Here is a 13175-nt window from a genome sequence, read left to right as displayed (position 1 = left end):
ATGCAATCGTCGAATAATTATAAAAATTCAAGAAAAAGCTTGTTTAAATGTTAGAAAATTCGAGCACGAATGTTTTTTTTGTGTTATAATATTTTGTGAGTAGTTATGCCTTGGTGTAGCTATTAAAAATAGAAGTGTGAAACTGGGAAGATAGAGAGGACGCAGTGTAATGACTAGAAATGGTTTTTTTACAGGCTTAGATATCGGGACTAGCTCTATTAAAGTGTTGGTTGCAGAGCTTGTAAATGGTGAAGTAAATGTAATTGGCGTAAGCAATGCCAAAAGTAAAGGTGTCAAAGATGGGATTATCGTTGACATCGAAGCAGCAGCGACTGCTATTAAGTCTGCAATTTCTCAAGCAGAAGAAAAAGCAGGAATTTCAATCAAGTCTGTAAACGTTGGTTTGCCAGCTAATTTGCTACAAGTGGAGCCAACTCAAGGCATGATTCCAGTGACATCAGATACAAAAGAAATTACGGATCAAGATGTCGAAAATGTGGTCAAATCAGCCTTGACTAAAAGTATGACTCCAGACCGTGAAGTTATCACCTTTATTCCAGAGGAATTTGTCGTTGATGGATTCCAAGGAATTCGTGATCCTCGCGGGATGATGGGTGTGCGTTTGGAAATGCGCGGTCTCTTGTACACTGGCCCACGTACGATTCTCCACAATCTTCGTAAAACTGTTGAGCGTGTAGGCGTTCAAGTCGATAACGTGATTATTTCACCTCTTGCAATGGTTCACTCTGTCTTGAATGAAGGTGAACGTGAGTTTGGTGCGACTGTTATCGACATGGGTGGTGGCCAAACGACTGTTGCTACGATTCGCAATCAAGAACTTCAATATACAAATGTCAACCAAGAGGGTGGCGATTATGTCACAAAAGACATTTCAAAAGTTCTCAAAACTTCTAAGAAAATTGCAGAAGGTCTAAAATTGAACTATGGTGAGGCTTATCCACCACTAGCTAGCAAGGAAACTTTCCAAGTTGAAGTGATCGGTGAAGTTGAACCAGTTGAAGTAACTGAAGAATACTTGGCTGAGATTATTTCAGCAAGAATCAAGCACATTTTTGAGCAAATTAAGCAAGACTTGGAAAGACGTCACCTATTAGACTTACCAGGTGGTATTGTCTTGATAGGTGGAAATGCTCTTCTTCCAGGTGTCGTTGAATTGGCCCAAGAAGTATTTGGAGTACGCGTTAAGTTATTCGTACCAAATCAAGTAGGTATTCGCAATCCTGCTTTTGCCCATGTCATCAGCTTGTCAGAATTCGCTGGTAGTCTTACTGAAGTGAATGTTTTGGCACAACGAGCAATTCGAGGTGACGAAAGTTTACGCCACCAACCGATTGACTTTAGAAGTTCAGCACAACCAGTTTCACTTGTTTCTCCACGACCAGTATTTAATACAGTGACAACTCCTGAGCCTGAAACTACTCAATCTGTTGAACCAGTAGCTCCTCTTCAATCAGAAGAAAAGAGCAAAGGTAAATTAACGGATCGTTTCCGTAGCTTGATTGGAAGCATGTTTGACGAATAAAATAGAGGAATATAAATATGACATTTTCATTTGATACAGCAGCTGCACAAGGTGCAGTCATTAAAGTAATCGGTGTCGGTGGTGGTGGTGGAAATGCCATCAACCGTATGGTTGACGAAGGCGTTTCCGGCGTTGAATTTATCGCAGCCAACACAGATGTACAGGCTTTGAGCAGTACAAAAGCTGAAACAGTTATTCAGCTCGGTCCTAAATTGACTCGCGGACTTGGTGCAGGAGGTCAACCTGAAGTTGGACGTAAAGCTGCAGAAGAAAGCGAAGAAGTATTGACAGAAGCAATCAGCGGTGCTGATATGGTCTTCATCACTGCTGGTATGGGTGGTGGTTCTGGTACAGGTGCTGCACCAGTTATCGCTCGTATTGCAAAAAGTCTTGGTGCTTTGACAGTCGGTGTTGTAACTCGTCCATTTGGTTTTGAAGGAAGCAAACGTGGACAATTTGCCATCGAAGGAATTAACGAACTTCGTGAGCATGTTGATACACTCTTGATTATCTCAAACAATAACTTGCTAGAAATCGTCGACAAGAAGACTCCACTTCTTGAAGCATTGAGTGAAGCAGACAACGTTCTTCGTCAAGGTGTTCAAGGGATCACAGATTTGATTACAAATCCTGGTTTGATCAACTTGGACTTTGCAGACGTTAAGACGGTTATGGCCAACAAAGGTAATGCCCTCATGGGTATTGGTATCGGTAGCGGTGAAGAACGTGTTGTAGAAGCTGCTCGTAAAGCAATCTACTCACCACTTCTTGAAACAACTATCGATGGAGCAGAAGATGTGATTGTCAACGTAACGGGTGGCTTGGACTTGACTTTGATTGAAGCTGAAGAAGCATCAGAAATTGTTAACCAAGCAGCTGGACACGGTGTTAACATCTGGCTCGGAACATCTATTGATGAGACAATGAAAGACGAAATCCGTGTGACTGTTGTTGCGACAGGAGTACGTCAGGATAAAGTTGAGAAAGTTGTAACTGCTCAACCACGCCAAGCGACACACCGTGAACCTGCTCGAACTAGCCATGCACAAACTTTTGATCGTAATTTTGATATGGCTGATACAGCAGAAATTCCAACTCCAAGTTATCGCCGTCAAGAAACACCAAAGACATCAGCTTTTGGTGACTGGGACTTGAGACGAGACGCCATCGTTCGTCAAGGAGAGCCAGTTGTTTCTCCAGTAGAACGCTTTGAAGTTCCAGCAGCGACAGATGAAGACGAGTTGGAAACTCCACCGTTCTTTAAAAATCGTTAATGAAGATGAATTTAAAAGAAAATACGAACCTTGTTTTTCAACAGATATCGAATGCAGTTCAGGAAGCCGGTCGTGAAAACGATTCGGTTTCTGTGATTGCGGTGACCAAGTATGTAGATGTTGAAACAGCCTCAGCTTTGGTTTCGCAAGGAGTGCAACACATTGGTGAGAACCGTGTTGACAAATTTCTTGACAAGTATCATGCTCTGAGTGATAAGAATCTTACTTGGCATTTGATTGGAACCTTACAGAGACGTAAAGTCAAGGAAGTGATTTCTTATGTGGATTATTTTCATGCTTTAGATTCCTTAAAGCTAGCTCAGGAAATTCAAAAACGAGCGGACCACAAGATTAAGTGCTTTTTGCAAGTAAATATTTCTAAGGAAGAAAGTAAGCACGGTTTTTCGAAAGAAGAATTGTTAGCTCTCTTACCAGAACTTTCAGAATTAGACCAGATTGAGTATGTAGGTCTGATGACCATGGCTCCATTTGAAGCAACTAGTCAAGAGTTACTAGACATATTTAAAGAAACGCAAGAATTGCAAAAAACCATTCAAGAAAAACATCTCCCTAATATGCCGATGACCGAACTAAGTATGGGTATGAGTCGAGACTTCAAAGAAGCGATTCAATGTGGTTCAACTTTCGTTCGAATCGGTACAGCATTTTTTAAATAGGAAATAACCATGTCACTAAAAGATAAATTTGATAAGTTTATAGATTATTTCACTGAAGATGGAGAAGAGGTGGCACCAAGCGTTGCTGAATTAAAGTCTGAACAAACCTTAACTTCAGTTTCGGCTCCAAAGGAAGAACTTCCACGAGCTCAACAGTCACCACAATCTTCACAAGTGAATTCTAAAGAGAAAAATATTACACGCCTTCATGCTCGTCAGCAAGAGTTGGCGATGCAGAGCCACCGTAGCACAGAAAAAGTAACTATTGATGTTCGTTATCCTCGTCGCTACGAAGATGCAACAGATATCGTTGATTTGTTGGCAGGCAACGAAAGTATTCTCATTGACTTCCAATATATGACTGAAGTACAAGCACGCCGCTGTCTAGATTACTTAGATGGAGCTCGCCATGTGCTTGCTGGTGAATTGAGAAAAGTTGCAAATACTATGTATCTTTTGACACCAGTAGGAGTTGTGGTTAATATTGAAGACATTCGCTTGCCTGATGGTTCTCACGGTGAAGAGTTTGATTTTGATATGAAGAGAAATCGAGTGAAGTAATGATTTTTCTAATTCGTTTAATACAGAATGCTGCAACTATCTATTCATGGATACTTGTAGCTTTTGCTCTATTATCTTGGTTACCCAATGCCTATGATACAGCACTAGGTCGTTTGTTAACTAGCTTAGTCAAACCGATCCTTCAACCCTTGAGACGTTTGCCGCTAAGGGTTGGTGGTTTTGATTTTACAGTTTGGGTGGCTGTCATTTTAGTTCATTTAGTCGGTAACTATCTGATCCGTTTTCTTTTAATACTAGCATGAGAAAAGATATTTATCAGCATTTCTCAGTCGAGGATATTCCTTTCATTGATAAGGGATTGGAGTGGCTTAGGCAGGTAGAAGAGCACTACGCTCCCATCCTTACTCCCTTTATCAACCCCCATCAGGTCTTTATTTTAAAGACATTGGGGAATCATCAAGGAATTCAAGTTTTTTCAAGCAACGATTTCTTACCTAGTGAGTATAGTCGTGTGCTTCTTGCACCAGATTATTTCATACCGACTTTGATGGACTTTGAAATGGAATTGCTTGAGATTGTTTATTCTAGTAAGTTCGACCAATTGACACATGCCAAGATTTTAGGAACTGTTCTGAATCGTTTGGGAATTGATCGCAAATTGTTTGGTGATATTTTAGTTACGGATAATAGGGCCCAAATCATTGTGGACCAAAAATTCACTTCTCTCTTTCAAGATGGGATTCAAAAGATTGCTAGATTACCTGTCAAACTAGAAGTCGTATCTTTTGAAGAATTGGTAGAAGCCGTGAGTGATTATCAGGAAAAGGAAGTTTTAGTTCCGAGTATGCGCTTGGATGCTTTCTTGTCAAATGTTCTGAAATTGTCTCGCTCGCAGATAGCTGATTTATTAGAAAGAAAATATGTTCAGGTAAATTACCATCTGGTTAAAAATCTGACTACCAAGTTAAATTAGGTGATTTAGTAAGTGTCAGACGTTTTGGACGGATTATCTTACTCAAAGAAAATGGTCAAACCAAAAAAGATAAGAAAAAAATAACAGTCCAATTACTACTAAGTAAGTGAGAAGAAAAATGTCGATTACACCACAAGAAATTATTGATAAAGCTTTCTCCATTAAATTCAGAGGCTATAATAAGCAAGAAGTTGACGAATTTTTGGATAAGATTTATTTTGACTATGAGGAACTAGTCCGTTACAAGGATGAAACTGAAGTCTATATCAAAAGATTAGAAGAACGTCTTTCGTCTTTTACTGATGATTTTCCTAAAATAACAGTGACAAACGAGCAAGAACCAGAACCATTGAATGATTCTATTTTTTATTAAGTAAGTGAGGAAAAATATGCCAATTACATCGTTAGAAATCAAGGATAAAACCTTTAGTACCAAGTTTAGAGGTTTTAATCCTGAAGAAGTTGATGAATTTCTAGATATTGTTGTTCGTGATTATGAAACGCTTGTTCGTAGTAACCATGAAAAAGAGCAACACATTAAAAATTTAGAGGAACGTTTGTCTTATTTCGATGAGATTAAGGAGTCATTGAGCCAGTCTGTATTGATTGCTCAAGATACTGCAGAACGTGTCAAACAAGCTGCAAATGAACGCTCTCAAAATATCCTTAAACAGGCTGAACAAGATGCCCAGCGTCTGCTTGATGAAGCTAAATATAAGGCTAATGAAATCTTGCGTCAAGCTACGGATAATGCTAAGAAGGTTGCAGTAGAGACGGAAGAATTAAAGAATAAGAGCCGTGTCTTCCATCAACGTTTGAAATCTACGATTGAGAGTCAATTGGCCATTGTAGACTCTTCTGACTGGGAAGAAATTTTGCGTCCGACAGCAACTTACCTTCAAACAAGTGACGAAGCTTTTAAAGAAGTTGTCGGAGAAGTTTTGGGTGAAGATGTAACTGGATATCATGATGAAGAACCAATTGACATGACTCGTCAGTTTTCACCAGAGGAAGTAGCAGAGCTCCAAGCTCGCATTGAAGCAGCTAATCGAGAATTGGTTGAATCACAAAAAGAAACAGTTCCAGATACTGCTAGCTCAGTAGTAGAAGGAGTCGTTTCTTCAAACCAAGATTCTCAATCAGCACCCTTGACAGAATCTATTGATCTTTTATAAGAAAGAAAATCTGAGAACAAGATCTAACCAAACATATTTACAGCGAGTAGGCGATGGTGGAAGTCCTACAATCCCTGTTGATTAGATTATCCTCTCAAGTTATCAAGTCTGAAGTTAGTAGGATTTGACGTTCCCCACGTTACGGGAAAAGAGGGAGAAAGACTAGTTCTTTTTCCGAACAAAGGTGGTACCACGATTTTCGTCCTTTTTAGCGAGTCGTGGTTTTTATTTTGTCTATATAAAAAAGGAGATATCATGAAACTCAAAGAAACTTTAAATCTTGGGAAAACTGACTTCCCAATGCGTGCAGGCCTTCCAACTAAAGAGCCAGTTTGGCAAAAAGAATGGGAAGAAGCAAAATTGTACCAACGCCGTCAAGAATTAAATGAAGGAAAACCTCATTTCACTCTTCATGATGGCCCTCCGTACGCTAACGGAAATATCCACGTTGGTCATGCTATGAACAAGATTTCAAAAGATATCATTGTTCGTTCTAAGTCTATGTCAGGATTCTACGCACCATACATCCCAGGTTGGGATACACACGGACTACCAATCGAGCAAGTTTTGGCAAAACAAGGTGTCAAACGTAAAGAGATGGATTTGGTTGAATACTTGAAACTTTGCCGTGAATACGCTCTTTCTCAAGTAGATAAACAACGCGAAGACTTCAAACGTTTAGGTGTCTCTGGTGACTGGGAAAATCCATATGTAACTTTGACCCCTGACTATGAAGCAGCGCAAATTCGTGTCTTCGGCGAGATGGCTAACAAGGGCTATATCTACCGTGGTGCTAAGCCAGTTTACTGGTCTTGGTCATCTGAGTCAGCTCTTGCTGAAGCGGAGATTGAATATCATGACTTGGTTTCAACATCACTGTACTATGCCAATAAGGTTAGAGATGGCAAAGGTGTTCTAGATACAGATACTTATATCGTTGTCTGGACAACTACTCCATTTACCATCACTGCTTCTCGTGGTTTGACTGTTGGTGCGGATATTGATTACGTTTTAGTTCAACCTGCTGGTGAAACTCGTAAGTTTGTGGTTGCTGCTGAATTGTTGAACAGCTTGTCTGAGAAATTTGGCTGGACTGATGTTCAAGTTTTGGCGACTTATCGTGGTCAAGAATTGAACCACATCGTGACAGAACACCCTTGGGATACTGCAGTAGATGAACTCGTTATCCTTGGTGACCACGTTACAACTGACTCTGGTACTGGTATTGTCCATACAGCCCCTGGTTTTGGTGAGGACGACTACAATGTTGGTATTGCTAATGGTCTTGAAGTCGCAGTGACTGTTGACGAACGTGGTATCATGATGAAGAATGCTGGTCCTGAGTTCGAAGGTCAATTCTATGACAAGGTAGTTCCAACTGTTATTGAAAAACTTGGTAACCTCCTTCTTGCTCAAGAAGAAATCTCTCACTCATACCCATTTGACTGGCGTACGAAAAAACCAATCATCTGGCGTGCCGTGCCACAGTGGTTTGCTTCTGTATCTAAATTCCGCCAAGAAATCTTGGATGAAATTGAAAAAGTGAAATTCCATTCAGAATGGGGTAAAGTCCGTCTTTACAACATGATTCGTGACCGTGGTGACTGGGTTATCTCTCGTCAACGTGCTTGGGGTGTTCCACTTCCGATCTTCTATGCTGAAGACGGCACACCAATCATGACAGCTGAAACGATTGAGCATGTAGCTCAACTCTTTGAAGAGCATGGTTCCATCATCTGGTGGGAACGTGATGCTAAAGACCTCTTGCCAGAAGGATTTACACATCCAGGTTCACCAAATGGTGAGTTCAAGAAAGAAACAGACATCATGGACGTTTGGTTTGACTCAGGTTCATCATGGAATGGTGTTTTGGTGAATCGTCCAAATCTGACTTATCCAGCTGACCTTTACCTTGAAGGTTCTGACCAATACCGTGGTTGGTTTAACTCATCACTCATCACATCTGTTGCCAACCATGGCGTAGCACCTTACAAGCAAATCTTGTCTCAAGGTTTCACATTAGATGGTAAAGGTGAGAAGATGTCTAAATCTCTTGGAAATACCATTGCTCCAAGCGATGTTGAAAAACAATTCGGTGCGGAAATCTTGCGTCTCTGGGTAACAAGTGTTGACTCAAGCAACGACGTGCGTATTTCTATGGATATCTTGAGCCAAGTCTCTGAAACTTACCGTAAGATCCGTAACACTCTTCGTTTCTTGATTGCTAACACATCTGACTTTAACCCAGCTGAGGATGCAGTAGCTTACGAAGAACTTCGTTCAGTTGATAAGTACATGACCATCCGCTTTAACCAGCTTGTTAAGACCATTCGTGATGCTTATGCCAACTTTGAATTCTTGACCATCTACAAGGCGCTTGTTAACTTTATCAACGTTGATTTGTCTGCCTTCTACCTTGATTTTGCCAAAGATGTTGTCTACATCGAGGGTGCCAAATCACTGGAACGCCGTCAAATGCAAACTGTCTTCTACGATATCCTTGTAAAAATCACCAAACTCTTGACACCAATCCTTCCTCACACTGCGGAAGAAATCTGGTCATATCTTGAGTTTGAAGCTGAAGACTTTGTTCAATTGTCAGAATTGCCAGAAGCGGAAACCTTTGCTAACCAAGAGGAAATCTTGGACACATGGGTAGCCTTCATGGACTTCCGTGGACAAGCTCAAAAAGCCTTGGAAGAAGCTCGTAATGCTAAAGTAATCGGTAAATCCCTTGAAGCTCATTTGACAGTTTATCCAAATGAAGTCGTGAAAACTCTACTTGGAGCTGTTGATAGCAATGTTGCTCAACTCTTGATTGTCTCAGAATTGACTATCGCAGAAGGACCAGCTCCAGAAGGTGCAGTAGCCTTTGAAGATGTGGCCTTTACAGTTGAACGCGCTGCAGGTGAAGTATGTGATCGTTGCCGTCGTATCGATCCAAGTACAGCAGAACGTAGCTATAACGCAACCATCTGCGACCACTGCGCAAGTATCGTTGAAGAAAACTTTGCGAACGCAGTTGCAGAAGGATTTGAAGTAAAATAAATTTATATACTGGAGGTTGGGACAAAAGATCCCGACCTCATTTTTTATTAGGAATCAAACTTTGACGCGGTAGCTGATTGAACTTTTTGTTCGTCTTTTAGACTCCAAAAAGCTCCTAATCATCCTCGCGGGGCTGGGACTACGAAATCGAGACTTTGGTCTATCGATTTCTGTCCCACCGCCTTTTTTATGGAGTGAATACTCTCTTATTTTAGAAAATAGAAACTAAAATGTTTTTAGATCTGATATAAATCCTTTTTGTAAAAAATTTGTAAATAATCACAAATAAAACAAAAATAAGTTTTTAAAAAACGTATAAAATAAAATTGACAAAAAATCACTATTTTCAATGTTTTTCAGGACTAATCAATCTTATTTTCACATCAAAAATACTTGTATTTATAGGTTGAAAAGGATACCAAGCATATGTATTTATATAAAATAGACCTTTTTTAAAAAATAAAACAAATAATTTGAATATTGAAAGCGAATAAGTTATAATAATTCTATATGTGAAATACAATATTACAAAAATAAAAAAGGAGATACGTGATGTATTTTAACCGTAAAAATGCGGAACAGAAGAACTGGCGGATGATCAAAAAAGGAAAACATTTCCTGTTTGGTTGTTCGCTTGTATTTGCAGTTGGAGCAACTTTAGCGACTCCAACGGTTCATGCTGACACCGCAGAAGCGAAGGCAGAAGTTACAGCTGTAACAACTCAAGCTGAACCTAGTGCAGAGGCGCCGACCTATACGGCACCAGCAGCAACTAGCCCAGTTGCGACTGAAACAGTAGAAGCAAATTCAGCAACAACTGCAGTTTCTGTTGACAAGTCTCAACTAGAAGCTGTTTTAGTACAAGCTAAAGCTAAAAGCTTGGAAGGTCAAGAAGCTTCGGTTAAAGCTGAAGTAGTAGCTGCAATTAAAGAAGCTGAAGCATTAGTTGCGAACGGTTCAGCAAGCCAAGAACAAGTAAACCAAAGTGTTGAACGCTTGACTCAAGCAGTGGCAAGTGTGAAGGAAGTTACTGAAGCAACAGTTGAAACAACAACTGAAGCAGCATCTGAAGAAACTACAGATTCTTCAGAAACTCCTAAAGTCAGAAACAAACGTGCGACTTCTGAAGGAACATCACGTGCAGTTGATGAATCGAGACTTGATCGTGTTACAGTAACGAAAGATAACTTTGATAGTTTCTTTAAAGAAGGTGGTACGGCAAATTATGATGAAACGTCTGGCACAATTAAATTAACAGATGACGTGTCAGGTCAAGTTGGTAGTGCTTACCTTCGTTTTAAAATTGATCCTAGGGAAGACTTTACCTTTACTGGTAAGGTAGATATTGGTGATAAATACGAAGGTCATACTGTAGGTAGTCGTCTAGGTGGTGATGGAGTCGGCTTCGTCTTCCATACAGGTAATGTAGATACTATTGGTCAATCCGGAGCGTCTATTGGTATGGGTACTATCAAAAATGCCTTTGGTTTCAAACTAGACTCATGGCACAACACTTCTAACCCAAATGCTAACCAAAATGCATCAGCCGATCCAAGATATGGTGGAAATGCATGGAGAAGTAATGCCTTCGGTTCATTCTACTCATCAAATAATGCTGGTAGGGTAACGACAAGTAGCTCAGCAGCAAAAGCTCTAAATCCAAAACCAAATGGTCAATGGGTAGACTTTAAAATTGAATATAAAGGTCAATCAAAAGAGTTTATTGTAACTTACGGTTCTGAAAAATGGTCAACTAATTTGAAGACTGCGAATGCTTCAATCATGGAACCAACTGCTAAGACTGCTCTTAACAACTCAAATGCAACTTATGCATTGTCATTTTTAGGAAGTACGGGTTCGGGTACCAACTTGCAACGTGTACAAATTGAAAAATTTGAGTTTACAGCACCACAAATTGTACAAGTTACCTTCTATGATGAAGCGGGTCATGAGCTCGCAGCAAGTAGTGCGATTCCTGGAAATAGAGATGAAGTTATTCACTTGAACTCTGTTGAAGCAGTACAAAAAGCTATTACGAAATTAAAGACTAAAGGCTATACACTTAAGGAAGTTAATTCTGATAGAGCAGAAACATATAACTCGGGAGCTAACACTGTAACACTTAGAAGTGGTGGACAGTTACTGAAGTATGTATTTGCAGTACCTAGTCCTGCAGTTACACCGACATTACAAGCTACAGGTAGTATGACCGTAGCAGGTGTTAAATCTACAGATAACACATTTTCAGGAACAGGTATCCCAGGAGCAACTGTAACAGTGAAAGTTGCAGGAGCTACTCTAGCTGATAATATCACAGTAGGGACAGATGGAACCTGGACAACAACACTTTCAAAAGGTTTTAATAGTAATATTACTAACCAAGATCAGTTGGTTCCAAAAGATAGTGTAACGATTACTCAAAAAATTGGAGTTAGCGAAAGCCAAGCGACAGAAGTTGCGGTTGGTCTTGGTGAATCAAGTGTAGTGCCTTCAACAGAATCAAAAGATCAACAAAGTATTGTTGCGGAAACTACGATAGTTACACTAAAAGTGCCTCACGATGCAGGAATTACTTACTTTGATTACCCTAATGCTAACAATGGTAGAAGTGAAGTAGCTATTAAACGCGATTCAATTCCTGGGGCATGGACTTCAAAAGACGAATCAAAAGCAGTTGTTAAGTCTTACTCTAGTGATGGTTTCTTTGATACAGTTGTTCTTGAAATGAAGGATAAAATCCAAGCAGGTAAAGCTAAGGTCATTTCAAATATTAAAGAAACTAAATACTCAAGTCCAACTGGATGGAAAGAAATTAATGTAGAAGCAAAACCAGACACAACACCACCAACGGCACCAACTGTAAACGCCGTTAAGGCAGGCGCTACTAGTATTACTGGTACAGCAGAAGCTAATTCTACAGTAGAAGCTACATTACCAAATGGTAGTAAAGTAACTGCAACAGCAGGTGCAGATGGAAGCTTCACTATCCCAGTTTCAGGGTTGAATGAAGGAGATACAATTAGTGTTACAGCAACAGATGCTGCAACTAACAAATCAGATGCTACAACTGTAACTGTAAAAGAGAATGTTCGTCCTGTAGTAAATATTCCATACGACGATAAAGCTAACCAAATTATCTATGTATATTCTGGTGAAGAAAATAATATAGAACTAAAAATTACTGATAATTCAGGTAAAATTGCTAAAGCGTATCTAGTATTTGCTCAAGATAATCGTACAGGTTTAGGAACAGAAGATGCTGGATATCTAAATGGTAAAACGAAAAGTGCGTTATACTTAAAAGCCAATAGATTTGGTTCAGAAACAACAGCTACGGAAGCAAATCCAGCTATCATTAAATTAACAGCAAATATTCCAAATGGATCTTACACTGATGGCACAGGAATAACTCGTTATATTTATGCCGAAGATTTAGCTGGAAATACAAATTATGATAACGTAGGAGCTGCGGGTGATACAGGTGCACCTGGCCGTATTCGTTTTGTTTGGAAACCACAAACATTCAAGTATACTGCAGTAGCTCCATCAACACCTATTACATCAAACACTGTTCCAGAAGCGAGTGCTATTGAAAAAGCTGTTAAAGATGCTAACCCAACTTTCAGCGACAAGATCGAAAGTGTTTCTGTAGATGGTACTAATGTTAAGGTTACTTACAAGGATGGAAGTACAGATGTCATTCCAGCAGACTCAGTATTCAAAATTACACCAACTGCACCTAAAGTAACACCAGTTAAAAACCCATCAAGCCTGGAACAACCAGAAAAAGATGCCGTTAAGAAAGCTGTAGAAACAGCGAACCCAACAGCAACTAAGGTTGAAGTAGGTCAAGATGGTACCACAACATTAACCTACTCAAATGGATCAACAGCAACGTTGAAACCAGCTCAAACTGTCAGTCAAGCAGACGTTACAGCACCAGAGGCACCAAGTGTGAACCCA

Annotated in this window: 8 protein-coding genes and 2 pseudogenes; all 10 read left to right on the top strand. The window is 39.9% G+C overall.

Features of this window, described 5'->3' with window-relative positions:
• The first annotated feature begins 169 nt into the window (after nt 1–169).
• Nucleotides 170–1543, top strand: coding sequence for a cell division protein FtsA (gene ftsA, locus HMPREF2619_RS06875; RefSeq protein ID WP_070460291.1), 1374 nt, complete (start codon nt 170–172; stop codon nt 1541–1543).
• Between the two features lie 17 nt (nt 1544–1560).
• On the top strand, nt 1561–2817 hold the full coding sequence (gene ftsZ, locus HMPREF2619_RS06870) for a cell division protein FtsZ (protein WP_000144264.1): 1257 nt from the start codon (nt 1561–1563) through the stop codon (nt 2815–2817).
• A gap of 5 nt (nt 2818–2822) precedes the next feature.
• On the top strand, nt 2823–3494 hold the full coding sequence (locus tag HMPREF2619_RS06865; RefSeq protein WP_061863856.1) for a YggS family pyridoxal phosphate-dependent enzyme: 672 nt from the start codon (nt 2823–2825) through the stop codon (nt 3492–3494).
• Nucleotides 3495–3503: 9 nt separating this feature from the next.
• Nucleotides 3504–4055 (top strand): cell division protein SepF, encoded by a 552-nt coding sequence (locus HMPREF2619_RS06860; protein WP_049510385.1) that lies wholly within the window; start codon nt 3504–3506, stop codon nt 4053–4055.
• On the top strand, nt 4055–4318 hold the full coding sequence (locus HMPREF2619_RS06855; protein ID WP_049503967.1) for a YggT family protein: 264 nt from the start codon (nt 4055–4057) through the stop codon (nt 4316–4318). Before HMPREF2619_RS06860 ends, HMPREF2619_RS06855 begins: the two co-directional genes overlap by 1 nt.
• Nucleotides 4315–5099, top strand: a pseudogene (locus tag HMPREF2619_RS06850) (RNA-binding protein). Before HMPREF2619_RS06855 ends, HMPREF2619_RS06850 begins: the two are co-directional and overlap by 4 nt.
• 8 nt (nt 5100–5107) lie before the next feature.
• The gene (locus HMPREF2619_RS06845; protein WP_070460289.1) at nt 5108–5362 is read left to right on the top strand and encodes a DivIVA domain-containing protein; all 255 of its coding nucleotides are present in this window, start codon (nt 5108–5110) and stop codon (nt 5360–5362) included.
• Between the two features lie 16 nt (nt 5363–5378).
• Nucleotides 5379–6065 (top strand): annotated as a pseudogene (locus HMPREF2619_RS06840) (DivIVA domain-containing protein); the annotation flags it as partial.
• A gap of 354 nt (nt 6066–6419) precedes the next feature.
• Complete coding sequence (gene ileS, locus HMPREF2619_RS06835; protein WP_070460285.1) at nt 6420–9212, top strand: isoleucine--tRNA ligase; 2793 nt, start codon at nt 6420–6422, stop codon at nt 9210–9212.
• Between the two features lie 552 nt (nt 9213–9764).
• The coding region (locus tag HMPREF2619_RS06830; protein ID WP_148130372.1) for a lectin-like domain-containing protein at nt 9765–13175 on the top strand (3411 nt) is incomplete at its 3' end.

The organism is Streptococcus sp. HMSC074B11 (assembly GCF_001808705.1).
In the GTDB taxonomy this organism is placed as follows: Bacteria; Bacillota; Bacilli; order Lactobacillales; family Streptococcaceae; genus Streptococcus.
The sequence above is the reverse complement of the archived record's forward strand: the minus strand, read 5'-3'. Positions and strand labels throughout refer to the sequence as shown.